The sequence below is a fragment of the Methylobacterium tardum genome, assembly GCF_023546765.1.
Classification (GTDB): Bacteria; Pseudomonadota; Alphaproteobacteria; order Rhizobiales; family Beijerinckiaceae; genus Methylobacterium; species Methylobacterium tardum.
In genome coordinates this window covers 4,696,513-4,723,229 of sequence record NZ_CP097484.1, presented here as the reverse complement: position 1 = coordinate 4,723,229, position 26,717 = coordinate 4,696,513, and the positions used below count along the sequence as shown (strand labels likewise).

Here is a 26,717-nt window from a genome sequence, read left to right as displayed (position 1 = left end):
GGCAGCGGGCGTTGGTCTGCTGGGAAACCCTGGAGCGCGCCGGGTGACTGCATCCCCTCGTCGGCATGACCCAGAGACAGATCGCCTCAGGCGACGGGCTGCTGGAATGCGGGCTGCTCATGACGGCGGACCCGGGGAAAGTTTCCGCCCCTCGGGTGGTTTGCGTACGATAGCCCGAGTGGATGATGGACGCCCGCAGCCCGACGACCACGCCGAAATCGCAGGATCGTCAGGCCGAACTGACCTTGCGTGGCATCGCGCTCGGCGCGGGCATCACGGTCATCTTCATGGCCGCCAACCTCTATATGGGCCTGAAGACCGGGATGACGTTCTCGTCCTCCATCCCGGCCGCGATGATCTCGATGGGCGCGTTTCGGCTGATGGGCGGCGCCGGCATCCTCGAGAACAACATCGTGCAGACGCAGGCCTCGGCCGCCGGCACCCTGTGCAACGTCATCCTCGCCCTGCCCGGACTCGTGCTGATCGGGCACTGGCACGGATTCCCGTTCTGGCAGACCACGGCCGTGTGCATGCTGGGCGGCCTCCTCGGGGTCGCCTTCTCGATCCCACTCCGCCGGGCCCTGGTCTCGGGCAGCGACCTTCCCTATCCCGAGGGCATCGCCGCCGCGGAGGTGCTGCGGACCGGTCAGGAGGAGGAGGGCGGCCACGGCCTGCGCGACCTGCTCGGGGCCGCCGCGGCCGCCGGGACGATCGGACTCGCCACCACCGGGCTGAAGGTCCTGGGCGACGGGTGGAACGGCGCGATCAGCCTCGGGGGGGCGGTGTTCCGCACCGGAACCGGCTTCTCGCTGGCGCTGGTCGGGGTCGGCTACCTCGTGGGCATAGGCGCCTGCCTGGCGCTGCTGACCGGCGTCGTGATCGCCTGGGGCATCGCGGTGCCGGTGCTGACCGCCCTGTCGGGTGATCCCGCCAAGTCCGCCGGGGAGGCCGCCGAGGCGGTCTGGTCGGGCCAGGTACGCCTGATGGGCGCCGGCATCATCGCAGTGGGCGGGCTGTGGACCGTGGGGTCGCTGGCGCGCCCGATCCTGGCGAGCATCCGCTCGGCCCTGTCGGGCAGCGGCGGCCTCGGCAAGGATCATCCGCGCGAGGAGCGCGACCTGCCGATCACCTGGGTCGCCGCCGCGACGCTGGGCCTGTGCGTGCCGCTCGCGATCCTGTTCGGCTCTTTCGCCACACCCGCCGATCTCGGCAGCCTGATGATCGTGCTGGCGGTCGCCGCGACCCTGTTCACCGTTCTGTTCGGTTTCCTGATGGCGGCGGCCTGCGGCTACCTTGCGGGGCTGCTCGGCTCCTCGCCGAGCCCGATCTCGGGGATCGGCATCCTGACCACGATGGCCACCGCGCTGCTCCTGCCCTTCATCCTCGGGCATTCCGGCGGACCGGAGGGCGACCGCTTCGTCACCGGGATGGCGCTGCTGCTGACGTCGGTCATCATTACCACCTCCTCGATCGCCAACGACAACCTGCAGGACCTGAAGACCGGACAGGTGCTGGGCGCCACGCCCTGGCACCAGCAGGTCGCGCTGATCATCGGCGTCGGCGTCGGCGCCGTGGTGATCGCGCCGCTCCTGTCGCTGCTCTACGAGGCCTACGGCTTTGTCGGCGCCCCCGCGCGTGACGGACAGGATGCGGGCAGTGCCATGGCGGCGCCCCAGGCCGCCCTGATGACCCAGATCGCGAACGGCATCACGCACAGCGAGCTGCCCTGGCGCATGGTGCTGATCGGCGCCGGGCTCGGCGTGGTCCTGGTCGCCGCGGAGACGTGGCTGAAGCGGCGAAACCTCACCTTTCCGGCCCTGACGGTCGGGATCGGCATGTACCTGCCGCTCTCGGTGGAGATGACAATCGCCATCGGCGGCATCCTCGGCTGGGTCGCCGAGCGCCGGCTGCGCGCTCGGGTCGGCGGCAAAGGGGACAAGAAGGCCGACAAGGCGGTGGGGGCCGCCCGCCGCCGCGGCGTGCTCCTCGCCTCCGGGTTCCTCGTCGGGGAGAGCTGCGTCGGCGTGCTGCTCGCCGGCACCGATCTCCTGGCGGGGCAAAGTTCGGCGATCGCGATCGCCGGCAAGGGCTTCGCGCCCTACGCCACCGGGCTCGGCCTCGCGGTCTTTCTGGCGGGTCTGGCCGTCTACCTACGGATGGTATCTGCCGCCGAGCCGTCAACCGGTGAGCGGAGGGCCTCCTGATGCCGACCGCCGTCGTCCAGGCCTGAACCGGTCGCGGGGGCCTCGACCCCGAAACGGGAGTTGGAGATGGCAGCGGCTGAACCCCGGGAGCGCGTCTTCCCGCTGAGCGCCGGGATCCTGTTCGGGCTCGGTCTTGGCGGCTTCTTCGACGGGATCGTGCTGCACCAAGTCCTGCAATGGCATCACATGCTGAGCTCCTGGTATCCGATCGATACGATCCCGAATCTCGAGTTGAATACCCTGTGGGACGGCATCTTCCACAGCGCGACCTACGTCTTCGTGGTCCTCGGACTGTTCATCCTCTGGCGCGCCGCGCACCGCACGCACCTCTACTGGTCCAGCAAGCTGCTCGCCGGGTCGCTCCTGATCGGCTGGGGCCTGTTCAATCTCGCCGAGGGCGTGATCGACCACGAGATCCTCGGCGTCCATCACGTCAACGAACGGATGCCGCAGGCGCAGTGGCTCTACTGGGATCTCGGATTCCTGCTCTGGGGCGGCGCCATGCTGGCCGCGGGCCTTGGCCTCGTGCAGGTCGGCCGGGCGGAGGAGACCTCGGCGTCGCGGGCCGCCGCATGAGGGGCGCTGGTTCGGGCCTCCGGCCGGTCCTTCCCTGGCTCGTCCTGGCGGCCGGCCTGATCCTCGCCACCCTGCCGGCTTGGCGGCCCCTGATCTTCGGGACCGTGCTGACCCTCGACGACCTGCTCAGCCTGCGCTGCCTGCCCCGCTGAACGACGCGGAGCCGCGGATCAGGGCTGGTCCGCCGGCTCGCCGAGCAAGGTCCGGATGAAGCGGCGGGTGCGCGGATCGCCCGGGCGTCCGAACAGGTCGGCGGCCGGTCCCTGCTCGACGATCGTACCGCCTTCGAGGAACACCACCCGGTCGGCGACCCGCCGCGCGAGTCGCAGGTCGTGGGTCGCCATCAGCATGGTCATGCCTTCGCCCGCGAGGCCGGCCAGCACGTCGACCACCTCGGCGGCGAGTCCCGGATCCAGCGCCGAGGTCGGCTCGTCGCAGAGCAGCAGGCGCGGGGAGGGGGCCAGCGCCCGGGCGATCGCCACCCGCTGCTGCTGGCCGCCCGACAGGCTGGCGGGCCAGTCCGAGGCCTTGTGGGCGAGGTCGACGCGCTCCAGCAGTTCCAGAGCGCGCGCCCGCGCCCTGGCCTGCGGCCACCGGGCGACGGTGACGAGCCCCTCCGTGACGTTCTCCAGCACGGTGCGGTGGGGGAAGAGCTGGAAGTTCTGGAACACCATGCCGGTCTGCCGGCGTACGGCGAGCACCGCGCGCCGCGCCGGCGGGTTGTCCGGCCGGAAGGTGAGGCGAAGATCGCCGAGGGTGAGCGTCCCCGCCTGCGGGACTTCCAGCAGGTTGACGCAGCGCAGGAGCGTCGACTTGCCCGAGCCCGACGGGCCGATCAGCGCCGTGACCCGGCCCTCGGGGATGGCGAGGTCGACGCCGTGCAGGACCGTGGTGCTGCCGAAGCGTTTCTCGATGGCCGACAGGGCGATCACGCGCGGGCCTCCAGGTAGCCGCCGTAGCGGCCGAGGCGCCGCTCCAGGAGCGTCTGGAGCCACGACAGCAGCGAGGACAGGACCAGGTAGATCAGGGCGGCCTCGCTATAGAGGATCAGCGGCTCGTAGGTGACGGCGACGATGCGCTGCGCCGCCTGGAACAGCTCCGGCACCGTGATGGCGGCGGCAAGCGAGGTGTCTTTCACGAGGGCGATGAAGGAATTGCCGAGCGGCGGCACCGCCACCCGCGCCGCCTGTGGCAGGATCGTGCGGCGCAGGGTCTGGCTCGGCGTCATGCCGATCGCGTAGGACGCCTCCCACTGGCCGCGCGGGAGGGACGCGATGGCGGCCCGGATGATCTCCGACGTGTAGGCGCCGACATTGAGCGTGAAGCCGATCACCGCGGCGGGGAAGGCGTCGATCAGGATCCCGGCGCTCGGCAGGCCGTAGAAGATCACGAAGAGCTGCACGAGGAGCGGGGTGCCCCGGAAGATCCACACGTAGAGCCATGCCAGCGCCGCAAGCGGTCGGGGCGCGAACAGGCGCACGAGGGCAATCCCGAGGCCGAGCCCCAGGCCCAGAACGAAGGCGATGAGCGTCAGCGGAACGGTGAAGCGCAGGCCGGCCGCGAGCAGCGGCCCGAGCGACTGGAGCATGAGGTCGAGCCAGTGCGGCACGGGGTGGCGTTTCCTTCCGGGCTGAAAGTCACGGGCTATACAGGTTTGGCACCGAGACGCGCGCTTCTTCGCGCAGGATGCGGTGCGAAACGCGTCTCCCGTGCGGGAGAGGGCCAGCTTTCGGGTGATGGACCCGCTCCGTCATCACGAGCGAAGCGACGTGACCCAGGGCAGCGCGACCGCGATGAAGGTGGCGCCGACTGGATCGCTTCGCTTCGCTCGCAAGGACGGTGAGGACGCGGCGGCCCATCACGGTAAGTATGGCGGGACAGGTCTCTCCGCAGCGAACCCCGGCCTGACCGACCGCCGGGAGCGCATCGCGCTCCGGTATCGGCGGCTTGCTCGGGTCTGGGGGCCCTCAGGCAAGCAGGTCCCGCTGCGGCCCCGGCCTATTTCGAGACGTCCGCGCCGAAATACTTCTGCGCGATCGCCGCGTAGCTGCCATCGGCCTTGATCGCCTCCAGCGCCTTGTCGATCGCGGCCTTCAGCGCGGGATTGTTCTTGCGCAGGATGATCCCGGACGCGTCCGCGTCCTGCTGCTCGGCGGCGATCTTCACCGGGGCGTTCGGCTTCTGCTTGTGGAAGTCGAGGAACGACAGGCTGTCGTTGACGGTCGCGTCGGCGCGCCCGGTGATGACCAGCTGGACCGACTGGTCGAACCCGTCCGTGCCCACGAGCTCGGCCCCGGACTGCTCGGCGAGGCGCGCGAAGTTGCTGGTCAGGCTCTGCGCGGCCTTCTTGCCCTTCAGGTCGGCGAAGGACTTGATTTCCGCCCGGTCGGCGCGGGTGATCAGCACGGCGCGGGCGCGGATATAGGGTTCGGAGAAGTCGAACTTTGCCTGCCGCTCCTTGGTGATGCCGACCTGATTGATCACCACGTCGTAGCGCTTGCCGTCGAGCCCGGCGATCAGGCCGTCCCACTTGCCCTCGAGGAGTTGCGGCGTGACGCCGAGCTGCTCGGCGACCTTGCGGCCGATCTCCACGTCGAAGCCGACGAGGGCCCCGGAGGCGTCGTGGAACGTGAAGGGCGCGTAGGTCCCCTCGGTGCCGATGCGCAGGGTCTTGGCGGCGCGGATCGCGTCGAGGTCGTCGGCCCGGGCGGGTGCGCCCAGGAGAAACGCCGAGACGGCCAGCATCGCGGCCACGCCCGTCGAGAAAAGTCGCATCCCCAATTGCTCCTGCTCGATAACAATGTTCTCTCGCCGTCGCTGAAGTCGATCCCGGCTCCGCACGTGCATCGCAGCAATGAATGGAGTCGGGTGGCGCTGGCAAGAGACCGGATCGACGGAGGTGGATTTCTGTCCCGTCGCGACGCTCTACTCCGCGACCCGCGTTCTTTATCAACCGGTACCCGGAACCCACCGGACGACCGGCCCCCGACGGGCGAGCTGCACTGTATCCGCCGACCGGACCGCGGCACGACTGCGCGCGGCGGGTTCGTGCTAGATGGGGGCGTGTCCCGATTTCCGACCGAGTCCGGCGCCGGGGCGCGACCCGACCGACGGAAGGATCGCCCATGACCTCGCCCACCCAGACCTATCGCGGCGTCTTCCCGGTTGCCCCCACGGTGTTTGACGCTTCCGGCGCCCTCGATCTCGACGGTCAGCGCCGGGCGATCGACTTCATGATCGCGGCCGGCAGCGAAGGTCTGTGCATCCTCGCCAACTTCTCGGAGCAGTTCGTCCTCACCGACGACGAGCGTGAGACCGTGATGCACGCCGTGCTGGAGCACGTCGCGGGGCGCGTGCCGGTGATCGTGACGACGACCCACTTCGCCACGCAGGTCTGCGCCGAGCGCTCGCGCCGGGCGCAGGCCGCCGGAGCCGCGATGGTGATGATCATGCCGCCCTATCACGGCGCCACGATCCGGGTGCCGGAACTCGGCGTCTACGAGTTCTTCCGCGCGGTGTCGGACGCGATCTCCATCCCGATCATGATCCAGGACGCGCCGGTGGCGGGCACGCCGCTCTCGGCGGCGTTCCTCGCGCGCATGGCCCGGGAGATCGAGAACGTCGCGTATTTCAAGATCGAGACCGCGGGCGCCGCGGCCAAGCTTCGCGAACTGATCGCGCTGGGCGGCGACGCGGTGGTCGGCCCCTGGGACGGCGAGGAGGCGATCACCCTGATGGCCGACCTCGATGCCGGCGCCACGGGGGCGATGACCGGCGGCGGCTATCCGGACGGGATCCGGCAGATCACCGACGCCTACGCGGCCGGCCGGCGGGAGGCGGCCATGGACGCCTACGCGCGCTGGCTGCCGCTGATCAATTACGAGAACCGGCAATGCGGCCTTCTGACCTGCAAGGCGCTGATGAAGGAGGGCGGTGTCATCGCCCACGAGACCGCGCGGCTGCCGATCCAGCCGCTGCACCCCGACACACGCGCCGGCCTGATCGAGCTCGCCCGCCGGAACGACGCGCTGGTGCTGCGCTGGGGGCGCTGAGCCGTTCGCACGACGGGAAGGCAATCGTCTCAGAGCACAGGGGCCGCCTCAGCCCGCCCGTCCGAGCACCGACGACAGGCGCGCCACCGCCTCCCGCGCCAGGGCCGGGCTGATGGCGAAGCAGATCCGCACCAAGCCTTCACCCTCCGGCCCGAAGGCGGTGCCGGGCGCGACCCCGACCTTCGCCTCGCGCAGCAGACGGAGCGCCAGGTCGAGGCTCGGCTCGTCGCCGCCCATCCGGGCCATCAGGTAGAACGCCCCGTCCGGCGGCGCGACGGTGACGCCCGGCAGCCGGGACAGTCCGTCCACCAGGATCGACCGCGCCTCGGCGCAGCGATCGACCATGGTGCGGATGAAGCCGTCGCCCTCTTCGAGAGCCGCGATGCAGGCGTGCTGCACGAAGGTCGAGATCGAGGTTGTGCTGTACTGACCGAGCTTCGCGAAGGTGGGCGCCAGACCGCGGGGGTAGATCACCCAGCCGGCACGCCAGCCGGTCATCGCCCAGTTCTTGGAGAAGGTGTTGGTCACGATCAGCCGGTCGTCCTCCGTGCAGATCTGCAGGAAGGACGGCGCGATGCGGTTGCCGTAGGTGAAGTGCGCGTAGACCTCGTCCGAGAGGATCCACAGGCCGCGGTCGCGGGCGAGGTCGCGCAATGCCGTCATCTCCGCGAGCGGCATGGTCCAGCCGGTCGGGTTCGAGGGCGAGTTGATCATGATCACGCGGGTGCGGGGCGTCAGCGCCGCCTCGATATCGGCGAGAGGCAGGGCGAAGCGCCCGTCGGGCAGCCTCCGATACGGAACCGTCACGGGCACGCCCCCGGCGATGCGCACCGCCTCGCGCAGGTTCGGCCAGGCGGGAGACGGAATGATGATCTCGTCGCCGGGCTCCAGCAGCACCTGGGCGGCCTGCATGATCGCGTTCATGCCGCCGGCCGTCACGGCAAACCGATCGGGCGGGATTTCCACGCCCCAGTGGCGCGCGTGATAGGCGCCGAGCGCCGCCCGCAGGGCCGGCAGGCCGAGGGACGTGGTGTAGCGGGTATGACCCGCCAGCATGGCCCGATGCGCCGCCTCGACGATGAAGGGCGGGGTCGGCAGGTCGCCCTCGCCGATCCAGAGCTTCACGACCTCCGGATCGTCGCGCCCGCGATCCGCCACGAGGCCGATCTGGCTCGTACCGATCCCCTGGATGCGCGCCGAGAGGGCGTCCACGAGATCGGCGGGCGCGGCGGGGGCGAGGGATGCGGCCATGATTCGCGACGGCTCTCCGTGCGCCGGGACGCGCGGTGCCCGCGCGACGCAGCAGGCCGATGGCGGCCAGCGCGCCTGCAAGGATCCCGGCAGAGGGGTGATCGGCCGGACCCTGACGCGTTCGGGCCCATCCGTCCAGGCCCGCGAAGGCGGGACCCGGGGCAATCGCTTCGGAGACTATGTCTCCAAGACCGAGGGCGGCATCACAGGCTGATGCTGGCAGAGATCCGGCCAACAGGCTGGTCGACCACTTCGTCATTCCGGGGCGCCGGAGGCTAGCCCGGAATCTAGAACCGCCGTCGGTGCAGAACGAGAACCACCCGCGTGTCTGGATCCTGGGCTCCGCTGCGCGGACCCGGGATGACGGGGTGGACGTTTCAGCGTCAACGCCCCGTGCCCGGTCAGGCGACCGCGAGAGCGCCGCGGTAGATCGCGATCAGCGAGCCGCCGACATGCTCGATATGGACGCGCAGGAGTTCGGCCGCGGCGTCGACCTTGCGCGCCTCGCACAGGTCCAGGATCTGCGTGTGCTCCAGCTCGGCACGGGCGATGTCGGACGGCGTCGAGAGCTGGATGCGGGTCGGGCGATCGCAATCCTGCAACAGGCCGGACACGATGGTCAGTGCACGCGGACGGCCTGCGTGCCGCAGGAGATCGAGGTGGAACCGGCTGTTCAGCTCGCCCCACCTTTGGACTTCGCCGGCTTCGAGCGCGCGGCTGTACTCGCGCGAGAGCGCGTGCAGATCCTGCAGGTCAGCTTTCGTGAGATGGGGCGCGGAGAGTGCCAGGAGTTGCGGCTCCAGCTGGCAGCGCAGTTGGAAGATGTCTTCCAACTCCTCGAGGGACAGCCCCGAGACCACGGCACCACGGTGCGGCATGATTTTGACCAGGTTGCTGGCCTCGAGCTGCAGGAGCGCTTCCCGCACCGGGATGCGGCTGATCCCGAACTCCTCGGCCAGCGCATCCTGACGAAGCTGGACGCCGGGCGGCAGTTCCCCGTTCAGGATCCGCTGCCGAATCGAGTCGGCCACGGCGGCCGACACGGTCTTGTGCCGCAACCGGTCGGATGCGGGTCGGGCCGGAACCGCTGGGGACATCAACGCCTCGGAATATGTGTACGCATTTATACAGAACGATCCGCGGCGATCAAACCCTGTCGGGGACATAAGCGTCGCTGCTGATAATTACGTCAGGTTGCCGAAAAAGCGGGCTCGGGGGCGGCCGGCACTCGCTAGAGTGTACACGGATGGGCAGCCGGACCGCCCACAGAGCTAAGGACGTGAGGCTTGTGCCGGCACCGAATGGTCGCAAACCACTCACTCCCATCCCAAGGCGCATTCCACAGGAAGCGCACGCCCCGTGCCGGGCGAGCGCGGAAGGGGAGGGGAACATATTCCAAGGCCCGCCGGGTGGCCCTCAAGTACATTAGTTTTTCAACAGGCGCGGCTCGGCACGGCCGTGCGGATCCGCCCAGGGGGCCTGGGCGAGCCGCTGCACGAGGTAGCCGATCAGGGCGGTCACACGGGCCGGGCGCGGGTCGCCCGGTGGCGTGACGAGGTGAAGGGCGATCGGCGGCGGCGACCAGCCGGGCAGGACCCGTTCCAGGCGGCCCGCCTCCAGGTCGTCCCAGATCATGAAATCCGGCTGCAGCGCGAGACCGAGGCCGGCCCGGAGCGCCGGCGCAAGCGCCTCGGCGTTGTTCGCCCGCAGCTGGCCGCCGTGCACGATGACGGCCTCGGTCCCAGCCCCGTCCACGAAGCGCCAGCGATCGGGGGTCGGCAGGTAGGCGTAGCCGAGACAGGCGTGCCGAGCGAGGTCGTCCGGATGCGCGGGGCGGCCCTCCCGGTCGAGATAGGCCGGGGTGGCCACGAGCGATCGCCGGATCGCGCAGAGGCGGCGCGCCCGCAAGGACGAGTCCGGCAGGGCCGCGATGCGCAGGCCGATATCGAAGCCGCCGCCCACGAGGTCGACCACCGCGTCGGAGAGGTGCAGGTCCACCGACACGGCCGGATGCTCGCCGAGGAAGGCGGGCAGGAGCGGCGCCACGTGCATCACCCCGAAGGTCATGGGCGCGGCGAGGCGCACCAAGCCCCGCGGTTCCGCGGCCCCGGCGGTGGCGAGGGCCTCGGCCGCCTCGCCCTCGGCGAGGATGCGCGCGGCGCTCGCCTTGGCGGCCTGTCCCGCCTCGGTGAGCGCCAGCTTGCGCGAGGTGCGGTTGAACAGCCGCGCCCCGATCCGGGTCTCCAGCCTGCCCACGGCCTTCGAGACGGTGCCCTTCGACAGCCCGAGATCGGCCGCGGCCCGGCCGAAGGAGCCGGTCTCCACCACCTTGGCGAACACCGCCCAGGCCTCGAAATCGGGCAGCCGCATGGTTCAAATCCGGAAACGATAGGTTTCCATCGTTTCTATTTTCGGGCGGCATGGCAAGGGGCACATTGCGGTCATCGGAACAGGCGCCGCGTCCTTCGCGGCGATCCTTAGGGAGATATCGCTATGGTTCAGACCGGCCTCCACCACGTCACGGCCTTCTCCGGCCCGGCCCTGCGCAACCTCGACTTCCACACCCGGATCCTCGGGCTGCGGCTGGTGAAGAAGACCGTCAACTTCGACGATCCGGGCACCTATCACCTGTATTACGGCGACGCGGCCGGCCAGCCCGGCACGATCCTGACCTTCTTCCCCATCGAGCACGCGGCGCCGGGCCGCGTCGGGATCGGCGAGACCCAGGAGACCGCGTTCCGGGTGCCCCGCGCCTCCATCGGCTGGTGGACCCACAGGCTGATCGAGAAGGGCGTCGCCCACGAGCCGCTGGTCCAGGTCTTCGGCGAGTCGACGCTGCGCTTCCGCGATCCCGACGGCATGATGCTGGCCCTGGTCGGCGTCGATGCCGGGGACGAGGCGGCCTGGGCCTCGGCCGAAGTGCCGGCCGAGCACGCGATCCGCGGCTTTCACGGCGTGACGCTCCTCCTCGACAAGGCGGAGCCCACGGCGGCGATCCTCACGGAGGTGCTGGGCCTGCACGAGGTCGGCCGCGAGGGCGGCCTGGTCCGCTTCGCGGGCAGCGCCGCGCTCGGCAGCCTCGTGACCCTGCGGGCGGTGGGCGGCTTCCTCCCGGGGCGGCCGGGCGCCGGCTCGGTCCACCACATCGCGTTCCGGGCCGAGGACGATGCCGCCCAGGCCGCGATGGGCGAGCAGCTCGCCGCACGGGGGCTGCACGTCACCGAGCAGCGCGACCGCCAGTACTTCCGCTCGATCTACTTCCGCGAGCCGGGGGGCGTGCTGTTCGAGATCGCCACCGACGCGCCCGGCTTCGCGGTCGACGAGCCGGTGGAGGCCCTCGGCCAGGCCCTGAAGCTGCCCGCCGGCCTCGAGCCGCACCGGGCCCGGATCGAGGCCGTGCTGCCCAAGGTCGCCTGACGCCGCACGCCCGCCCCGCCATCCGCGGGGCGGGCGCCCACACCCATCACCAGCGAGGTCGCCATGACCCAGGATACCCTCGGCTTCATCCATCATTTCGAGCCCGGCCCCGATGCCGCGCGGCCGCTCCTTCTTCTCCACGGGACCGGCGGCAACGAGCTGGACCTCCTGCCGCTGGGCCGGATCGTCGCTCCGGGCGCCGCCCTGCTGTCGCCGCGCGGCGCGGTGTCGGAGAACGGCATGCCGCGCTTCTTCCGGCGCCTGGCGGAGGGCGTGTTCGACGAGGCCGATCTGCGCCGCCGCACCGCGGATCTCGCGGGCTTCGTGGCGGCGGCGCGCAACCGCTACGGGATCGGAGCGCCCCTGGCGCTCGGCTTCTCCAACGGCGCCAACATCGCCGCGTCGCTGCTGATGCTGCGGCCGGAGGCGCTGGCCGGCGCCGTGCTCATCCGCCCGATGGTGCCCTTCGCCGAGGCGCCCGCCGCCGACCTCGCCGGCAAGCCGGTCCTGATCCTCTCCGGGGCGATGGATCCGATCGTGCCGGTCGAGAACGCGAGCCGCCTCGCCGACCAGCTCGCCGCCGCGGGCGCGGCCGTCGAGCACCGGATCCTGCCCACCGGCCACGGCCTGTCGCAAGCCGACATCAACCTCGCCGTCGACTGGACCCGCGGCCGCGCGCTTCCGAGCGCCGCCTGATCTTCGCGCCCTACGCACACAGGACGACATCCGCTATGGCCTCCTCGATCTCTCCCCTCCCGCTCGTCGCCGGCGCCATGCCGGCGACCCTGCTGCCGGTCACCGGCCGCGTCCTGATGAGCGCGCTCTTCCTGGTGAGCGGCGTCGGCAAGCTCGCCGCGCCCGCCGCGACCCTCGCCATCATCCGCGCCGCCGGCTTGCCGCTGCCGGAGGTCTCCTTCGCGGCCGCCGCCCTGGTGGAGGTCGGCGGCGGCCTGCTACTGATCGCGGGCTATCGTGCCCGGATCGTCGCCCTGGTCCTGGCGGCCTTCGCGGTCGCCACGGCGCTGACATTCCACAGCGCTCTCGCGGATCAGAACCAGATGTTCCACTTCCTGAAGAACCTCGCGGTGGCGGGCGGCCTGCTGCAGGTCGCGGCGTTCGGGGCCGGCCCGCTCAGCCTCGATGCGCGGCAGGGCCGGGTCTGACCGGTCGCCTTCTCGGACCCGGCCGCCGGCCTTCATCCAGAGTTGAGCGGGGCAGTGGCCTTTCCCGCGCCGGTCGGTGCCCCTAAAGCCTGTCGGAGCCTCGGACCGGGGCCTGACAGCTGACGGAACCGCGGATGCCGACCACCGACGCTCCTCTCGCCCTCGGGATCATCGGCGCGGGGATCATGGGCGAGCGCCTGCTCAACGCCATCCACGGGGCGCCGGACTCGCCCGTCCGGGTCTCGGCGATCTGGGACCCGGCCCCGGACGCCCTCGACCGCATCGCCGCGGCCTTCCCGGCGGTGCCCCGCGTCGCCGATGCCGCTGCGGTCGTCGCGACGAGCGGCTGCGTCTACGTCGCCTCGCCGCCGGCCTCGCATCTCGGCTACGCCCGCGCGGCCCTCACCGCGGGGCGCAGCGTGTTCTGCGAGAAGCCGCTCGCCATCGATCTCAGCGAGGCGCGGGCCTTCGTGGCGGAGGCCGGGACGGCCGGCGGGGTGAACTTCCCGTTCGCCTCGTCGCCGGGCGTGGCGGCGATCGCGCGCTGGATCGAAGCGGGCGCGATCGGGACCCCGCGGCGGCTCGCCATCGCGGTCGCATTCGCCCGCTGGCCGCGGCCCTGGCAGCAGGATGCGGCGCGCTGGCTCGACGCGCGGGACGAGGGCGGCTTCACCCGCGAGGTGGTCTCGCATTTCCTGTTCCTGGCCCGTCGCCTGCTCGGCCCCCTGCAGGACGTCCGCGGACGCGTCGATTTCCCGGAGGCCGGCCGGTCCGAGCGGGCGATCGACGTCACGCTCACGGCGGGCGGCCTTCCGGTCACGCTCACCGGCCGGGTCGGCGCCACCGCCGCGGACGATCACAACACCTGGACCCTGGAGGGTGACACGGGCGCCGTGCGGCTGCGCGACTGGGCCATCGCCGAGCGCCGCGGTCCGGACGGGCGCTTCGAGCCGGAACCCGACGCGATCCCCAACGAGCGGCTGCGCCCGATCACCCTCCGACGCCAGATCGAGGGCGTGGTGCGGATGGCGCGCGGTGAGCCCCACCACCTCGCCACCTTCGCGGAGGCGCTGGCCGTGCAGGAGGCGGTCGAGGCCATCCTGGCGCTGTGAGGCCAGGGGCCCTCAGGCCCTGGCCGGGTGATTGCTTCGGCCTCACCGTTCTTGCAAGCGGAGCAAAGCAATCCAGGGGCGCAATCCTTGAAGGGCGCGCGCCGCCCTGAGGGTCCTCCGCCATCCGTGCAATCCGCTTGGGCACGATCACAACGATCGCGATGCCAGCGGCAGTGTCTATGCGCCCGGGTGCTCGGAGTGTGGGGCAGACCCCTTAAACCCCGTGCAATGATCTCAGGCTCGGCTGACCGAGCATTGCGATCGCATCGCCCGATGATTGCGCTTCGCTACATCTCACAGAGGCGACATTGCACAGTCGAAGTTCGCTCTCGACTAGTTTAGGCGGTGAATGCTTGAGAGCTGCTGCAAGCCAGCAGCAATGATCCGCACCGTCGGGCAGCAAGGCGCTTGACGATCTAAGACGATTGTCCTAGCCCAGTCTCCCGCAACGTTGCTGTGGTCGCGGATGAAGCAACGGCGATAGTCTATCGAGCAACACAGCCCGGCCAATCCATGCAGGCCCGTTATCTGAAATCGGGCCGGATCGGTAATTGGCGAGCGGATGCAATCGGAAGATCGTGAAGCGCGCTCAGCTGCGGCGAACATAGCTGTTGTCAAAGGAAACATCAGTCATTTCACCTCTTTGTTGGAGACGTTGAATGAGTGCTGTTAATTCCTCTCTCACTACGTCTAGCCTTGGGATTGTGCCCCTGCGGACTGATCGCTCGGCAACGCCTTCTCTGGACGATGTCAAAGCATCACATCTGAAGTAGTCGGCCGATCCGCGATCGGCCCTGGCCCTGTCCCCAGCAAGCAGGGAAGCAATATTCCGAACTGCAAACTTCCCTCAAAATCCGGGTGACGGCCTTCCTCCGAATAATCCAGTCGACAACCCGCCGGAAATCATTCCGAATCCTCCGGAATACCCGGAACCAACTCCGACGCCTCCCTATGATCCCCCGCCGTATGGTCCGGGGTACCCGGGCGGCGAAAACTGAAATTGAGAGAAGATTCTTGGCAGGTGCTCCTTGGGGTGCCTGCCCCTCATTAAATCCATCATATGAAGTATTTCTGTCAGACAAGCGGTTCGCTTTTTTTCATCATGAGCATGTTGTGCTCGGTTGCGACGTCATCGGCGAGCAAAATATCTGAATATTCACACGTAGGTATATATGAAGACAATCGATTTGTTTGTAGAGGGTTGAAGATCGGCAACGATATCGTAACAGCCGCCCATTGTTTCCGAGGAAAAAAGGAGCTTGGTGTTAAATATTTTATCAACGGCCAGGTCAAATCGGCCGCAGTTTCACGAATAAGAACTTTATATTCGCGCTCGCCGATCATTGATATCGCAATATTTCAGACGGACTCTCCGCTCGCGGCCGAAGTCGATGGCGTTGTCGCCATCGGGGATGCTGAGCCGATCGAAAATTTCGGCGAGAAGCAGAATTTCTCTATAGAGTTAAAAACATTCGACACAGATAGAAATGACGCGAGTCCCAAGGTCTTTGAATCTTTTTCTATGAATTATTCCAAGGGATACGATGATGTTGCTCTTCTGTATCTAGACAAGCAAAGTCATATCAGTCTTCCTGATCCGAAGAGCGCCGGATCGATGGCGTTTTCGATCAACATGAATGAGAGCATGATCGTCAACCGATCGGATTTGATATGTCAGGGCCAGTCAGGGTCACCGGTATTTGCACGAAAGAACGATGTAAAGTATCTTGTGGGTATTTTAATTAGAGGGCAGCCAAATGGATACTATAATAAAATTCTGTGTGGAAATGGAGCTTATGCTCTCCGACTTGATGGTGCGGCCGGAGCTTGGATAAGAAAGAACTTGGATCCGACGGATTAGGGTTTGGAATCGTTTATCACCAGAAGGCGATGTCGGCAGCTAGGGCGACGGCCGAGGCGTAGTTGCGGGCGCGCTTGTCGTCTCGGGTGGCTATGCGGCGGAAGTCCTAGAGGTGGTTGAAGGTTGCCTGGATGCGCCAGCGTTCCCAGTAGCGCCGTGTGTCGTGGCGGAGCCTTCTCTTGCAGCCGCGCTTGCTCGAAATGACCGGCATGATGCCGCTCTTGCGGAAGTCAGCGTGCAGCCAATCGGCGTCGTAGCCCTTGTCCGTGCTCAGGCGGCGGATCCGGCCGGGTGCCTCGGCCGGGGCCATCAGTGGGCGCGTGGACCTTGGTCGTCTGGCCGCCGCGCGACGGGCCAATGGCCTGTGCCGTCGCCACCTCTTCCGCTGTACGCGGAGCGGTGCGCTCGCACGTAGCTGCTGCCGATGGCAGCCCTGAATCATCAAGCCATAGACTGAACAATGCCTTGGTTCGGATCGCACCCTGGGTCGCTGCGCTCGCGATGACGGAGCGGGTCCGTCACCCGAGGGCTTCAGCCGGATACCGCCTCAGACCTCGAGGAGATCGACCAGGAACGGGATCAGCGGCGCGTCGGCGGGCGGCATGGCGAGATCGCGCAGCGCCTTCGGCCGGACCCATTTGAGCGCCTGCCCCTCCATCGGGCGCGGCGTGCCGGTCCAGCGCCGGCAGACGTAGAGCGGCATCAGAAGGTGGAAGTCCGGATAGGCGTGGCTGGCGAAGGTGAGCGGCGCGAGACACGGCTCCTCGACGCGGATGCCGAGTTCCTCGGCGAGTTCCCGGATCAGCGTCTGCTCGGGGCGCTCGCCGGGCTCGACCTTGCCGCCAGGGAACTCCCACAGGCCGGCGAGCTGCTTGCCCGCCGGACGCTCGCTGACGAGCACGCGCCCGTCGACATCGACGAGCGCCACCGCGACGACCAGCAGGAGGCGGAGCGCGGGCTGTCCGGGCGCGCTCACGGGACCACCGCGAAGCTGGCCGAGACCTCGGAGGACAACTGGATCGTGCCGGCCTCGATCGGGACGCGCCGGCCCTTGGCGGGCATGGGTGCCGCCAGGGCGCGATTGGCCATCGGGAACGGCGCTCCGCCCTGGGTCGAGAGGGTGCAGAGCGGGCCGAGCTTGGTGCCGAGCGCCTCGGCGAGCGCCTCGGCCCGGGCGCGGGCGTCGCGCGCCGCTGCGACCTGGAGGGCCGATTCGGCCGTGTCGGGATCGCGCAGCCCGAAGCTCACGGAATCGATCCGGTTCGCACCCGACTGGAGGGCTTGGCGCAGCAGATCCCCGAGACGGTCCATGTCGGCGAGCCGAACGGTCACGAGATTGCTCGCGCGATACCCGTCGGGCTCCTCGGTGCTGCCGCCGCCCGGCCGGACCACCGCGCGGGTTGCGGCCTGGAGCGTCACCGCGGCCGTCCCGATATCCGCCGGCGGCACGCCGAGCGTGCGGGCCTGCGCGGAGATCCCCGCCACCGCCTTCGAGGCAGCGTCGAGGGCTGCCGCCGCGGTGGCGCCGCGCGCCTCGACCCCGATCGTGATCTCGGCGAAGTCGGGCGCCCGCGTCTCGACGGCGCGTCCGACCACGCTGATGTGGCGCTTGCAGGCCGAATCGTCGGCGTGGACCGGCGCGACCAGAAACGCCGTCAGGAGGGTGCCGGCGAGGGCCGCCCTCACGAGCGGTAATCCCCGTTGATCTCGACATAGGCCTTGGTCAGGTCGCAGGTCCAGACGCGGGCCGCGCCGTCGCCGAGGCCGAGATCGACCCGGATGCCGATCTCCGGCGCGCGCATCACGGCACTCGCCGCCGCCTCGCTGTACGCGGGATCGCGGGCGCCCTCGACGGCCACGCGCACGTCGCCGAACCAGATCGCCAGCCGGTCCCGGTCGGCGGGCTCGCCGGCCTTGCCCACGGCCATCACCACCCGGCCCCAATTGGCGTCCTCGCCCGCCACCGCAGTCTTCACCAGCGGCGAGTTGGCGATCGCCATCGCGATCCGGTGCGCGGAGGCGTCGCTCTCGGCGCCGGTGACCCGCACGGTGACGAACTTGCGCGCGCCCTCGCCATCCTTGGCGACCAGCTGGGCCAGCTCGACCAGCAGGCTCTCCAGCGCCACGCGGAAGGCCGAGAGGCGCGGGTCTGCGGGATCGGACACGGCCGCGTTTCCGGCCCTGCCGGTGGCGAACAGCATCAGCGTATCGGAGGTGGAGGTGTCGCCGTCCACCGTCACGCAGTTGAAGCTGGTCTTCGTCCCCGCGGACAGGAGGGCCTGCAGCACGTCCTGCGGCAGGGCGGCGTCGGTGAAGACGAAGGACAGCATCGTCGCCATGTCGGGGGCGATCATGCCGGCGCCCTTGGCGATGCCGTTGATCGTCACGCTGACGCCGTCGATCTCGGCCGTGCGCGTGGCGAGCTTCGGGAAGGTGTCGGTGGTCATGATCGCGCGGGCGGCCGCGTCCCAGGCGGCAGGCCCGTCCTCGGCTCGGGCCGCGCACTCCGCCAGCACGCCCTCGAAGCGTTCCGCCGGGAGCGGCTCGCCGATCACGCCGGTGGAAGCGACATAGACCTCGCGCGCGCCGCAGCCCGCTGCCTGCGAGGCGATCGCGACGGTGCGCGCCACCGCCTCGCGGCCGAGCCGGCCGGTGAAGGCGTTGGCATTGCCGGAATTGACCACCAGCGCCCGCGCCGCGCCGTCGGCGAGCGCCTCCCGGCACCAATCCACCGGGGCCGAGGGGCATTTCGAGCGGGTGAACACGCCGGCTGCCCGGGTCCCGGGCTCGAGGGCGACGTAGAGCACGTCGGTGCGGCCGCTGTAGCGGATTCCAGCCTGGGCGGTGGCGATTCGCACCCCGGGCACGGGCGGCAGATCGGGGCTCGCGGCGGGCGCCAGTGGGGAGACGGGCGGTGATTTCGCGGACGACATCGGCTCGGGCTCCGGCAGCGCGCGGCGTGAGGGGCCGCGGCCGGCCGGTGTTGCCCACGGGACCGCCGCGCCGTCAACTGCGTGCCCAGTGTCTGGTCACGCTTCGGGCTGCATCGTCATTGTGCAACGGCGGCGCCGAATGCGGCGCCTTCACGGCGACGGGCTTGCGTGTGGATTGCTTCCCAGCTTAGCATGCTGCATCGCAAAGCCAGCGCGAAGTCGAGTGCGGAATGCCCCCAGCCGACGTCGAGACTGCCTCTGACAGCCTTCCCCAAGGCAGCTGCTACCGTATTCAGGTGCTGGTTGTCGGCCGCCACAAGCGCTGGCGCGACGAGGTCTCGGCGCAGGTCCGGATGCTGGGTTACCAAGTCACCGCCTGCGACCGCGGCGTCGATGCCATGACGGTGCTGGCCCTCGGCCTGCCGGTCGACGTGATGGTGGTGGATACCGCGCTCCATGGCGGATTGTGCTGCGCGCAGCTCGCCGTCGAGGCGCGGACCCTGCGGCCGGGCCTGCGCATCATTCTCGCCCGCGATCCGGTCGACGCCATGGGCCCGGAGGTCTCGGCCCGGGTGCCCGACGCGCTGCTCGTCCCGCGCGACCAGCTCCAGAACGGGATGGTCGCGACGACGATGCGTGAGGCGCTGGCGAGCCGCGCCGCCTGAGGCGCCGCTTCAACTTCTCCCCGGCTCGGCCGGCGGGCGGGCGCGACGCTGAGAGCATCCCGCCGAACTTGGAGCGCCTCCCGGCCGAGCCGGCGCGCGCAAACCCGAACCGACGCATCGGCGAATCGGGGGTCGCCCCGCCGCAGGGACGCTGCGTCGACGGCGTCTGCGGAGCGTCGAGCCGTCGGAGTTGATGGTTCCGCTTTGATCCCGAATCACGCGATGTAAACGGCGGGACTGTTCAAATGCAGTCACCGACATGATCGAGCGGACAGCGCGGGCGCGCGGGTTTCGCGCCGATCCGGCAGCGGACACGTACAAGGTGACGCTGTCATGCGACGAGAGCGAAAGCCCAGCATTGGTCCATCGTAGCGAGAATGCGGCAAATTTGGATTGCCGACGCGGTAGAAGCTCGGGGATGGTGTCGGGGCCGCGAAAGCGGATATTCGATCGAAGTCTGTCCGAAGAAGTTCTGTAGTACAAGTTGAACTTGATCCGACGACATGATGTTGTCATGATAGTATCATCTATCATGCGGCCGAATGATGGGCCTGTTTCTTGGAAGAACGATCCGTGAGATTTGGGATCCGTACGCGCCTTTACGCGGGATTTGCGATGCTCGTCATGTTGACGGGCCTTATCGGTGCGTATGCGATCTATCAGCAGGGTGTGATGGACCAAGAACACGCGCTGCAGGAGCGCGTGGAGCGGGGAAGGCAATCGGTCCTCACGATCGACGGTTATGCCGCGCGTCTGATCGGACATGCCGAGCGATACCGGCTGCATCCGGATCCTGCGCTGATCAGTGCGATGGAGCAGGCTCGGCAGGCGATCGAGCAGACGTGCGACAAGCACGTCTCGCTGGCCATGACGGATGGGGGTCGGAAACTTTACGACGACATGCGCGCCAGCGCCCGCACGATGAAACCGGAGCTGGACCGGCTCGCGGCGACAGGCGCAAGCTTGCGTGATGCCAAAGCGAAGTTGTTCGAGGTCGGCAATACGCTCACTGCTTTGCTGAACACCCTGCTCGTGCCGGCGCGTGCACGCGCCGGCGAGTCGATGCTCGCGCGCGCCGAGCATATCGAGACTGCCGTGCTGCGCTCCCGCCTCGCCTCCGCGCGCTTCGTGATCAGCCTGGATCCACGGGACCGCAAAGCCTTCGAGGAACGGGTGGAACAAGCTCTGGCGGTCATCGAGGGGTTCAAGGAGCCGCAGGGGACAGCCTTCGCGCAGCAGGTCAGGGCCGTCCGCGACGCGCTGACGGCCAGCGCGACGGGCCTGCGCGCCTACGACCGGGCCACAGACGCCGCGCAGGCGACGTTCGAGACCGGGATCAAGCCCCACGTCGAGGCGATCGACCGAATCGGCCAAGCGCTGCGCGACCGGATCCTGGCGGCCGGCGAGAAGATTGCCCGGGACACCGCGGAGACTGCGGCACGGGCTCGGTCCATCCTGATCGGCCTGGTCGGGTCGGCACTGGTTCTCGGGGGTATCCTGGCCTTCGTGCTCGCCCGCAGCATCATCCGGCCGATCGACGGCATGACGGAGGCGATGACGAAGCTGGCCGGCGGCGACCTGGCGGTCGTGGTGCCCTACCGCGACGCGACCGACGAGATGGGGGCGATGGCCCGCGCCGTCGACATCTTCCGCCAGAACGCCGTCGCCCGCGCCGAGCTGGAGGCCGCGCAGGCCGCCGAGCAGGCCGCCCGCCTGCGCCGGGCCGAGCGGGTCGATGACCTCGTGCAGGCGTTCGAGCGGAAGATCGCCGCCTCGCTCAACATCGTCACGACGGCGACCACTGAACTCGACGCCACCGCGCGGGCGATGACCCGGGTGGCCGACGATACCAACAGCCAGGCCGTGACCTCGAGTACGGCGGCCGAGCAGACCTCGTCCAACGTCCAGACCGTGGCGGCGGCGGCCGAGGAGATGGTCTCCTCGCTCCAGGAGATCGAGCGGCAGGTGGTCCGCTCCAACGAGGTCGCCGGTCATGCCGCCCACGAGGCCGAGGCGACCAACGCCGCCATGGCGAGCCTGCGCGCGGCGGCCGAGCAGATCGGCGCGGCCGTGACCCTGATCTCGGGCATTGCCAGCCAGACCAACCTGCTGGCGCTGAACGCCACGATCGAGGCGGCCCGCGCCGGCGAGGCGGGTCGGGGCTTTGCCGTCGTAGCCGCCGAGGTGAAGGAGCTCGCGGGACAGACGGCGCGGGCCACCGAGGAAGTCGGCGCTCAGATCGCCGCGATTCAGGCGGCCTCAGGCCAGGCCGCGGAGGCGATGCAGCAGATCGGCCGCACGATTGCCGCCGTGAACGAGATCAGCGGCGCCATCGCCGCGACTGTCGTGGAGCAGACGGCGGCGACGAGCGAGATCTCGCGCAATGCCGGCGAGGCGGCGCGGGGCACGGAGGACGTCTCGGCCAATGTGACGCGGGTTCTGGCGGCCGCCCGCCAGACCGGCAGCGCGGCCGCGCAGGTGCAGAGCGCGGCCGCCGAGCTGGCGGCGCAGTCGCTCACCGTCAAACGCGACGTCGACCGTTTCCTCAGCGACATCCAGGCCGCGTGAGGCAGAGGCGTCGGTCGGCCCGGGATCCCCACGTCCACTGGATTCGTCGCCTAGCACCGCTCCCGATGGCGTTGGGTCACAGGAGACGACCGCGTCCTGGGCTCCCGTGACCCATCCCGCCCGCTCGTCCTGAGGGGCCGGAGCGCAGCGAGGGCCTCGAAAAAGGACTCCAGGGATCGCGCGGCTGGCTGGAGCCCTCCTTCAAGGCGGCTCACGCCGCACCTCAGGAGGAGGGGAATGGTTTGGACAACCGTTCTCCGAAACGTTCTGCTGCCTGGCGCGACCCCATCGAGAACGGCGCTAGATCGCGGCGGCAGGATCCGACTCGTCGCCGTCCTGTCCGCGGCGCTCGCGCGGGCGGCGCTCCAGGAACGAGCGGCCAAGGGCACGCAGCGGCGCCGTCAGCCGGCGGACATCCTCGGCCCGCTCCATGAAGCGCTCGCCGTTGCGGATCTCCTTGTCGAGCCGCGCCATGGTCCGGGCGAGCGCCGGATCGTCGTCGCCGAGCCAGACCTGGGTCACGCGGGCGAAAGCGATCACCACGCCCTGCAGCTTGAGCTGGCCCAGCGGCCCCTCGGTGTCGATCCCGGCCGCCGCCAGCATGTAGCGGTGCGAGTTCAGCATGACGCCGTTCAGAGCCAACATCGACAGCGGCTCGCCGCGGAGCGCGTAGGCGATCCGGCGCAGCGCCGGCTTGTACGGCTCCATGGCGTCGAGGCGGCGCATCAGCACGTCGAACAGGCGCTCGCGGGTCGGCTCCTCCTCAAGGCCCGCGAGGTCGCCCTCCAGGACCTTGCGGTCGATGATCCGGGTGAGCCCGCCGAGCACCGCGCCCTTCGACGGGAACAGGTCGCGCAGCTCGGCCAGGGTCAGGCCCGCCTCCCGGGCGATGTCGCTGACCTCGATGTCGTTCCAGGGCTGCTCGGCGGCGAGGCGCATCAGGGCCTCGACGGCGGCCTCCCGGGGCGGCAGCTTCGGCGGGCTGTCGCTCGTCGCCGCGCCCGCCTGCCCAGAGGCCTCGGCCGCACCGCCCACCTGCGTGACGTTCTCGTCGGTGCCGCTCGCCTTGGCGGGGCTCGCGACCTTGCGGGGGCGCTTCGGGGAGGCTTTGCTGTCGGTCATGGGTCGGTCGCCCGCATCTGTCGGTCGTGTCGCCTCATGTAGGTGGGCCGGCGGCGAAGGGCAGGGCCGTCGCGCGGCCATGCCGCACAGAGGCCGGCCCGCTGTCAGCCGGAAAGTTCCCCGGCCCGCCGACGGGCCGCCGCCACAGCCTCCCGCATCAGGGCGCCGAGGCCGTCCGGGCGCATCAGAACCTCGAGCGCCGCCGCGGTGGTGCCGCCGGGCGAGGTGACGTTGCGGCGCAGTTCCGCCGCGTCGGCGGGGCTCGCATCCAGGAGCGCGCCGGCGCCCGCCACCGTCGCCCGGGCGAGATCGCGGGCCACGTCGGGGTCCAGGCCGGCCGCGATGCCGGCCTCGGCCAGCGTCTCGGCGAGCAGGAAGACGTAGGCCGGGCCGGAGCCCGAGACCGCCGTCACGGCGTCGATCTGCGCCTCGTCGGCGAGCCACGCCACCGTGCCGCTCGCCGCGAGCAGCGCCTCGGCGGCCGCGCGCTGCTCGGGCGAGACCTCGGGACTCGCGCAGGCGCCGGTGGCGCCCCGGCCGATGCTCGCCGGCAGGTTGGGCATCGCCCGGACGACGGCGCGCGCCCGCGGCAGCCGGGCGCGCAGGTCGGCGATGGTCTTGCCCGCCAGGATCGAGACGAGGAGCGTGTCGCGGCCGATCAGCCGGTCCAGCCCGGGGGCGGCCGTCTCCAGGCCCTGCGGCTTGATCCCGAGAACCAGCACCGCGCCGGGCTCGGGATCGGGAGGGTTCAGGGCGATGCCCCGCGCGGCGCAGAGATCCACGATCGTGCGGGCGGGCACCGGGTCGATGATCGTCGTGCGGCGCGGGTCGAGGCCGGCGTCGAGCCAGCCCGTCAGCATCGCGCCGCCCATCTTGCCGGCCCCGGCCAGGACCAGGGAGGCCGGCATCCGCGCCGCGGCGGCGCCCGAGGCCGTCACGCCTCGCCTTCGGTCTCGAACAGGACGGCGTCCAACGCCTCGCGGGCGCTCTTGCCGGCCCAGAGCACGAACTGGAACGCCTGGAAGTAGCGCTCGCAGGCGTCGACCGCGGTCTTCATCATGGTGGCGCATTGCGGATGGGTCGGGACCGCCCCGCCCGTCAGCAGCAGGGCGTGCCGGAACATGACCACGCTGTCGCTCGACCACAGGTCGAAATGTCCAACCCAGAGCTGCTCGTTGATCAGCGCCACGAGGCGCATCACCTCGGTCCGCTGCCGCTCCGGCACCTTCAGGTCGAACGCGCAGGCGACGTGCAGCGCCTCCACGTCCTCGATCCACGTGAAGGCGACGTTGTAGTCGGTCCACCGGCCGGGGCTCGTGACCGACATCTCGTCGGTCTCGGCCCGGTCGAAGATCCAGTCGCGCAGGGACGCCAGCCGCTCGACGACGTCGAGCGGATGCTCGTTCCGGTCCGGGTCGTGGAAGTCGACGTTGAGAAGCGGCATGACGATCCAAAAGGACGACCCAGACGAGTCCAGGCCTGACGTGACGGTGACGCGAAACCGGAGCGCGAGAACACTCCGAGAACTGGAACGACCGGCAGATCTAGGCCGGCGGTGAAACGATCGACTGTCGAAGCTCCGCGGACATCGCGCCGCAGCCCCCCGAATCACCCTATGCCCGACTATAGACCGGCCGTGACTCGCGACACAAAGTGCAGGCCACGTTCAGTGAACAGGAAACCGGATCGTCGCTGCCGCTTCCTGTGTAAAAGCCCCAGGCGTTGCCACGGAGACTCAGACCACCTCGCTGAGGCCCGCCGCGCCCGCTCCGGCGCCCCCGGATTTCGCCTCCAGGGCCGCGACGCGGGCCGTGAGCGCCGCGTTCTGCGCCTGCAGGTTGGTGACGAGATCGCGCAGCACGTCGAGCTCCTCGCGCGAGGCGACGTCGAGGTCGCGGATCACGCGTTCGAGCTGCGCCTTGACCACGGTCTCGGCCTCGCGGCGCACGCCCTGCGCGGCGCCGGCCGCATCGGTCATCAGGCGGGCGAGATCGTCGAACAGTCGGTTGGAGGGGGGCATCCTGGTCTCCCGGATCGGCCGGCTGCCGCAACGGCCGCCTGACTGCGCGATTCGAGGTGACGAGATAGGAATCTTCGCGATGGGGGGCAACGCCCGATCGGGGCGAGCCCCCCGCGGGGCAGAGCGGGGCCGGTGGGCCGCCGCCCCGCCTGCGCGATCACATGTGGCGCATCATCCGGCGGTGCATGCGACGATGCATCATGCGCCGCTCCATCCGGCGGTGCATCATCCGGCGCTCCATGGGAGTTATGCGGACATGGGTCACCGCATCGGGGGCGGCGACGGCGCCGGGCATGGCGGGGGCCGCGGAGGCGGGCTGGACCAGGGCGACGCCGCCGAGCGAGGCGAGCACGGCGAAGGCGAAGGTGAATTTCCTCACGGGGAGACTCCAGTTCTCTGATGGCCGGGCTTGGCGCCCGGTTCATCCTCCCGGATGGGAGGTACGGAGAGTCGTCTCGTGCCGCGGGGCGGCACGGCGGGTCTGCGAGGACCCGCCGCCATCAACTTCCAGGTTACAGATTCGTTTCCTCGAACGCCTTCACCCATTCGGCGCAGATGCCCGAGCGGACGATGTCGTTGCGGGTGAACTCCACCACCGGGATCGGCATCATCCGGCTCTTGATCAGATGCATCACGGTGCGCAGGCCCGAGGTCTCGCGCAGGTCGGTCTGCGAGACGTCGCCGTTGATGATGACCTGGCAATCGTCGCCGATGCGGGTCAGGAACATCTTGATCTCGTTGACCGTGGTGTTCTGCGCCTCGCCGAGGATCACGAGGCAGTTCTTGAAGGTCCGTCCGCGCATCACCTCGAAGGGGACGATCTCGATGTCGCCGGTCTTGAGGGCAATGTCGAAGGCGGCGGCGCCCATGCGCTCCTTCATGGCCTCGGTCAGCGGGGCGACCCAGGGGGCGATCTTCTCCTCGAGGGTGCCGGGGAAGTAGCCGAGCGAGCGGCCCGAGGGCACGTTCGGGCGGGTGATCACCACCTTGGCGATGCGGCGCTGGCGGAGCTGATCCGCGGCGCGGGTGCCGGCGATGAAGGTCTTGCCGGTGCCGGCCGGCCCCAGGACGATGACCTGCGGGGAGCGGGCGAGGGCGTCGAGATACTCGGCTTGCCGCTCGGTGAGCGGTTGGATCGGAGCGAGGTTGCGTTCTTCGTCGAAGCGTGTGCGATGAATGCGGGACGTGCGGTCTTCAACCAGTTCAAGTCGTGCGCGGCGTCTCTTCATGGATGTACACTCCAACGGGACTTGCCAACCTGGATCTGTTTCTGAACTGCCGTTTACCTGCTTGCTCCCGGTTCTACTCGTTTGCGGGCTTAATACCGGCCCTAGACCGAAGGTTCCGCCCCGCGTTCGTCAGCCTGTGGAGAGCGTCACGACATGCCGTACGCGGCCGAATACGCGATGCAACTGCCGCACCAGCGTGCTTCGCGTCCGACGATTGCGCGCCGGGTGTGACCAAGGGGTGACGGTGCGGGGCGGGGCTTCGAAAATGCCGCGCGGCTGGCGCGGATGCATCAGGGCGGGTCGGAGCGATGCGGCCTCCGCGCGTTGGCCGCGCGAGCAGAGCGGAGCAAGCCAGCGGTGCCACGCTCGCGCATCTCCCGCCGCCCTGGGTCGCTGTGCGGCGCGCGCGATGACTAGATAGATTGCGGGAACGGGAAGCCTCGACCGGATGCCGTACGGGACGGAGTGGAGTGGCATCCGGCACGATCGCGGATTCTCCCCGCCCGCAGGGGCGAAGCCGGCCGACCCTGCCGCCCTGAAACGT

At 69.5% G+C, this 26,717-nt stretch carries 27 protein-coding genes and 1 pseudogene; 12 read left to right on the top strand and 16 right to left on the bottom strand.

Annotated elements, in window-relative coordinates:
* Positions 1-185 precede the first annotated feature (185 nt).
* The 3 genes from M6G65_RS22610 (at position 186) to M6G65_RS22600 (ending at position 2,932) form a co-directional block, all read left to right on the top strand.
* Positions 186-2,204, top strand: coding sequence for an OPT family oligopeptide transporter (locus M6G65_RS22610; RefSeq protein ID WP_250104277.1), 2,019 nt, complete (start codon positions 186-188; stop codon positions 2,202-2,204).
* 66 nt (positions 2,205-2,270) lie between these two features.
* Entirely contained in the window at positions 2,271-2,780 is a 510-nt protein-coding gene (locus M6G65_RS22605; protein WP_250102912.1) for a DUF2243 domain-containing protein, read from the top strand.
* Positions 2,777-2,932: a hypothetical protein gene (locus tag M6G65_RS22600; protein WP_238199871.1), complete on the top strand. Its 156-nt coding sequence runs from the start codon at positions 2,777-2,779 to the stop codon at positions 2,930-2,932. The genes M6G65_RS22605 and M6G65_RS22600 overlap by 4 nt, the downstream gene beginning before the upstream one ends.
* A gap of 18 nt (positions 2,933-2,950) precedes the next feature.
* Here the strand turns inward: M6G65_RS22600 and M6G65_RS22595 are convergent, their stop codons facing one another.
* The 3 genes from M6G65_RS22595 to M6G65_RS22585 form a co-directional block, all read right to left on the bottom strand.
* On the bottom strand, positions 2,951-3,712 hold the full coding sequence (locus M6G65_RS22595) for an amino acid ABC transporter ATP-binding protein (RefSeq protein ID WP_238199873.1): 762 nt from the start codon (positions 3,710-3,712) through the stop codon (positions 2,951-2,953).
* Positions 3,709-4,389 (bottom strand): amino acid ABC transporter permease, encoded by a 681-nt coding sequence (locus M6G65_RS22590; RefSeq protein WP_238199874.1) that lies wholly within the window; start codon positions 4,387-4,389, stop codon positions 3,709-3,711. The genes M6G65_RS22595 and M6G65_RS22590 overlap by 4 nt, the downstream gene beginning before the upstream one ends.
* Positions 4,390-4,778: 389 nt before the next feature.
* A complete protein-coding gene (locus M6G65_RS22585; protein ID WP_238199875.1) occupies positions 4,779-5,555 on the bottom strand; it encodes an amino acid ABC transporter substrate-binding protein in 777 nt (258 codons plus the stop codon).
* Positions 5,556-5,905: 350 nt separating this feature from the next.
* Between M6G65_RS22585 and M6G65_RS22580 the strand changes: the two genes are divergently transcribed.
* Positions 5,906-6,832, top strand: a complete 927-nt coding sequence (locus M6G65_RS22580) for a dihydrodipicolinate synthase family protein (protein WP_250102911.1) — start codon at positions 5,906-5,908, stop codon at positions 6,830-6,832.
* Positions 6,833-6,880: 48 nt separating this feature from the next.
* Here M6G65_RS22580 and M6G65_RS22575 read toward each other — a convergent pair whose 3' ends face one another.
* Positions 6,881-8,083: a pyridoxal phosphate-dependent aminotransferase gene (locus M6G65_RS22575; protein WP_238199752.1), complete on the bottom strand. Its 1,203-nt coding sequence runs from the start codon at positions 8,081-8,083 to the stop codon at positions 6,881-6,883.
* Here M6G65_RS22575 and M6G65_RS22570 point away from each other — a divergent pair.
* Positions 8,082-8,297: a hypothetical protein gene (locus M6G65_RS22570; protein ID WP_238199751.1), complete on the top strand. Its 216-nt coding sequence runs from the start codon at positions 8,082-8,084 to the stop codon at positions 8,295-8,297. The two genes, M6G65_RS22575 and M6G65_RS22570, sit on opposite strands and share 2 nt — an antisense overlap.
* A gap of 187 nt (positions 8,298-8,484) precedes the next feature.
* Here the strand turns inward: M6G65_RS22570 and M6G65_RS22565 are convergent, their stop codons facing one another.
* Both M6G65_RS22565 and M6G65_RS22560 read right to left on the bottom strand, forming a co-directional pair.
* The gene (locus tag M6G65_RS22565; RefSeq protein WP_238199750.1) at positions 8,485-9,180 is read right to left on the bottom strand and encodes a GntR family transcriptional regulator; all 696 of its coding nucleotides are present in this window, start codon (positions 9,178-9,180) and stop codon (positions 8,485-8,487) included.
* A 328-nt stretch (positions 9,181-9,508) separates the two neighbouring features.
* On the bottom strand, positions 9,509-10,453 hold the full coding sequence (locus M6G65_RS22560; RefSeq protein ID WP_250102910.1) for a LysR family transcriptional regulator: 945 nt from the start codon (positions 10,451-10,453) through the stop codon (positions 9,509-9,511).
* 123 nt (positions 10,454-10,576) lie between these two features.
* Here M6G65_RS22560 and M6G65_RS22555 point away from each other — a divergent pair, with 123 nt between their 5' ends.
* The 5 genes from M6G65_RS22555 (at position 10,577) to M6G65_RS22535 (ending at position 15,636) form a co-directional block, all read left to right on the top strand.
* Entirely contained in the window at positions 10,577-11,500 is a 924-nt protein-coding gene (locus M6G65_RS22555) for a ring-cleaving dioxygenase (RefSeq protein ID WP_238199748.1), read from the top strand.
* A 63-nt stretch (positions 11,501-11,563) separates the two neighbouring features.
* Positions 11,564-12,196, top strand: a complete 633-nt coding sequence (locus M6G65_RS22550) for an alpha/beta hydrolase (protein ID WP_238199747.1) — start codon at positions 11,564-11,566, stop codon at positions 12,194-12,196.
* 35 nt (positions 12,197-12,231) lie between these two features.
* Positions 12,232-12,663: a DoxX family protein gene (locus M6G65_RS22545; RefSeq protein ID WP_238199746.1), complete on the top strand. Its 432-nt coding sequence runs from the start codon at positions 12,232-12,234 to the stop codon at positions 12,661-12,663.
* A gap of 134 nt (positions 12,664-12,797) precedes the next feature.
* On the top strand, positions 12,798-13,775 hold the full coding sequence (locus M6G65_RS22540; RefSeq protein WP_238199745.1) for a Gfo/Idh/MocA family protein: 978 nt from the start codon (positions 12,798-12,800) through the stop codon (positions 13,773-13,775).
* Between the two features lie 1,201 nt (positions 13,776-14,976).
* Complete coding sequence (locus M6G65_RS22535; protein WP_250102909.1) at positions 14,977-15,636, top strand: trypsin-like serine protease; 660 nt, start codon at positions 14,977-14,979, stop codon at positions 15,634-15,636.
* Positions 15,637-15,652: 16 nt separating this feature from the next.
* Here the strand turns inward: M6G65_RS22535 and M6G65_RS22530 are convergent.
* From M6G65_RS22530 to argJ, 4 genes and pseudogenes are all read right to left on the bottom strand, one after another.
* A pseudogene (locus M6G65_RS22530) lies at positions 15,653-16,065 on the bottom strand (transposase family protein); the annotation flags it as partial.
* Between the two features lie 118 nt (positions 16,066-16,183).
* Positions 16,184-16,612 (bottom strand): (deoxy)nucleoside triphosphate pyrophosphohydrolase, encoded by a 429-nt coding sequence (locus M6G65_RS22525; protein ID WP_238199742.1) that lies wholly within the window; start codon positions 16,610-16,612, stop codon positions 16,184-16,186.
* Positions 16,609-17,322, bottom strand: a complete 714-nt coding sequence (locus M6G65_RS22520) for an SIMPL domain-containing protein (RefSeq protein WP_238199741.1) — start codon at positions 17,320-17,322, stop codon at positions 16,609-16,611. The genes M6G65_RS22525 and M6G65_RS22520 overlap by 4 nt, the downstream gene beginning before the upstream one ends.
* Positions 17,319-18,569: a bifunctional glutamate N-acetyltransferase/amino-acid acetyltransferase ArgJ gene (argJ, locus tag M6G65_RS22515; RefSeq protein WP_238199740.1), complete on the bottom strand. Its 1,251-nt coding sequence runs from the start codon at positions 18,567-18,569 to the stop codon at positions 17,319-17,321. The genes M6G65_RS22520 and argJ overlap by 4 nt, the downstream gene beginning before the upstream one ends.
* Before the next feature lie 230 nt (positions 18,570-18,799).
* On the opposite strand from argJ, the gene M6G65_RS22510 reads away from it, so the two are divergent.
* Together M6G65_RS22510 and M6G65_RS22505 are read left to right on the top strand one after the other, a co-directional pair.
* On the top strand, positions 18,800-19,234 hold the full coding sequence (locus M6G65_RS22510; RefSeq protein ID WP_192709826.1) for a response regulator: 435 nt from the start codon (positions 18,800-18,802) through the stop codon (positions 19,232-19,234).
* 672 nt (positions 19,235-19,906) lie between these two features.
* Positions 19,907-21,802: a methyl-accepting chemotaxis protein gene (locus tag M6G65_RS22505; protein ID WP_238199739.1), complete on the top strand. Its 1,896-nt coding sequence runs from the start codon at positions 19,907-19,909 to the stop codon at positions 21,800-21,802.
* A 300-nt stretch (positions 21,803-22,102) separates the two neighbouring features.
* On the opposite strand, the gene M6G65_RS22500 is transcribed toward M6G65_RS22505, so the two are convergent.
* The 6 genes from M6G65_RS22500 to M6G65_RS22475 all read right to left on the bottom strand — a co-directional run bounded on the left by M6G65_RS22500 (position 22,103) and on the right by M6G65_RS22475 (position 26,173).
* Complete coding sequence (locus tag M6G65_RS22500; RefSeq protein ID WP_250102908.1) at positions 22,103-22,924, bottom strand: TetR/AcrR family transcriptional regulator; 822 nt, start codon at positions 22,922-22,924, stop codon at positions 22,103-22,105.
* A 104-nt stretch (positions 22,925-23,028) separates the two neighbouring features.
* Complete coding sequence (gene proC, locus M6G65_RS22495) at positions 23,029-23,832, bottom strand: pyrroline-5-carboxylate reductase (RefSeq protein WP_238199756.1); 804 nt, start codon at positions 23,830-23,832, stop codon at positions 23,029-23,031.
* A gap of 26 nt (positions 23,833-23,858) precedes the next feature.
* Positions 23,859-24,368, bottom strand: a complete 510-nt coding sequence (locus M6G65_RS22490) for a type III secretion system chaperone family protein (protein WP_192709829.1) — start codon at positions 24,366-24,368, stop codon at positions 23,859-23,861.
* A 291-nt stretch (positions 24,369-24,659) separates the two neighbouring features.
* A complete protein-coding gene (locus M6G65_RS22485; protein WP_238199737.1) occupies positions 24,660-24,944 on the bottom strand; it encodes an accessory factor UbiK family protein in 285 nt (94 codons plus the stop codon).
* 157 nt (positions 24,945-25,101) lie between these two features.
* Complete coding sequence (locus M6G65_RS22480; protein WP_238199736.1) at positions 25,102-25,323, bottom strand: hypothetical protein; 222 nt, start codon at positions 25,321-25,323, stop codon at positions 25,102-25,104.
* 133 nt (positions 25,324-25,456) lie between these two features.
* The gene (locus M6G65_RS22475; protein ID WP_250102907.1) at positions 25,457-26,173 is read right to left on the bottom strand and encodes a PhoH family protein; all 717 of its coding nucleotides are present in this window, start codon (positions 26,171-26,173) and stop codon (positions 25,457-25,459) included.
* Positions 26,174-26,717 lie beyond the last annotated feature (544 nt).

Bases quoted from the DNA above. Each gene is read 5' to 3' on its own strand.
- M6G65_RS22490 (WP_192709829.1), bottom strand. From the start codon at position 24,368: ATGCCGCTTCTCAACGTCGACTTCCACGACCCGGACCGGAACGAGCAT.
- M6G65_RS22485 (WP_238199737.1), bottom strand. From the start codon at position 24,944: ATGCCCCCCTCCAACCGACTGTTCGACGATCTCGCCCGCCTGATGACC.
- M6G65_RS22475 (WP_250102907.1), bottom strand. From the start codon at position 26,173: ATGAAGAGACGCCGCGCACGACTTGAACTGGTTGAAGACCGCACGTCC.
- proC (WP_238199756.1), bottom strand. From the start codon at position 23,832: ATGCCGGCCTCCCTGGTCCTGGCCGGGGCCGGCAAGATGGGCGGCGCG.
- M6G65_RS22565 (WP_238199750.1), bottom strand. From the start codon at position 9,180: ATGTCCCCAGCGGTTCCGGCCCGACCCGCATCCGACCGGTTGCGGCAC.
- M6G65_RS22575 (WP_238199752.1), bottom strand. From the start codon at position 8,083: ATGGCCGCATCCCTCGCCCCCGCCGCGCCCGCCGATCTCGTGGACGCC.
- M6G65_RS22600 (WP_238199871.1), top strand. From the start codon at position 2,777: ATGAGGGGCGCTGGTTCGGGCCTCCGGCCGGTCCTTCCCTGGCTCGTC.
- M6G65_RS22585 (WP_238199875.1), bottom strand. From the start codon at position 5,555: ATGCGACTTTTCTCGACGGGCGTGGCCGCGATGCTGGCCGTCTCGGCG.
- M6G65_RS22560 (WP_250102910.1), bottom strand. From the start codon at position 10,453: ATGCGGCTGCCCGATTTCGAGGCCTGGGCGGTGTTCGCCAAGGTGGTG.
- M6G65_RS22580 (WP_250102911.1), top strand. From the start codon at position 5,906: ATGACCTCGCCCACCCAGACCTATCGCGGCGTCTTCCCGGTTGCCCCC.
- M6G65_RS22545 (WP_238199746.1), top strand. From the start codon at position 12,232: ATGGCCTCCTCGATCTCTCCCCTCCCGCTCGTCGCCGGCGCCATGCCG.
- M6G65_RS22605 (WP_250102912.1), top strand. From the start codon at position 2,271: ATGGCAGCGGCTGAACCCCGGGAGCGCGTCTTCCCGCTGAGCGCCGGG.
- M6G65_RS22540 (WP_238199745.1), top strand. From the start codon at position 12,798: ATGCCGACCACCGACGCTCCTCTCGCCCTCGGGATCATCGGCGCGGGG.
- M6G65_RS22510 (WP_192709826.1), top strand. From the start codon at position 18,800: ATGCCCCCAGCCGACGTCGAGACTGCCTCTGACAGCCTTCCCCAAGGC.
- argJ (WP_238199740.1), bottom strand. From the start codon at position 18,569: ATGTCGTCCGCGAAATCACCGCCCGTCTCCCCACTGGCGCCCGCCGCG.
- M6G65_RS22570 (WP_238199751.1), top strand. From the start codon at position 8,082: ATGATTCGCGACGGCTCTCCGTGCGCCGGGACGCGCGGTGCCCGCGCG.
- M6G65_RS22505 (WP_238199739.1), top strand. From the start codon at position 19,907: ATGGACCAAGAACACGCGCTGCAGGAGCGCGTGGAGCGGGGAAGGCAA.
- M6G65_RS22550 (WP_238199747.1), top strand. From the start codon at position 11,564: ATGACCCAGGATACCCTCGGCTTCATCCATCATTTCGAGCCCGGCCCC.
- M6G65_RS22500 (WP_250102908.1), bottom strand. From the start codon at position 22,924: ATGACCGACAGCAAAGCCTCCCCGAAGCGCCCCCGCAAGGTCGCGAGC.
- M6G65_RS22610 (WP_250104277.1), top strand. From the start codon at position 186: ATGGACGCCCGCAGCCCGACGACCACGCCGAAATCGCAGGATCGTCAG.
- M6G65_RS22555 (WP_238199748.1), top strand. From the start codon at position 10,577: ATGGTTCAGACCGGCCTCCACCACGTCACGGCCTTCTCCGGCCCGGCC.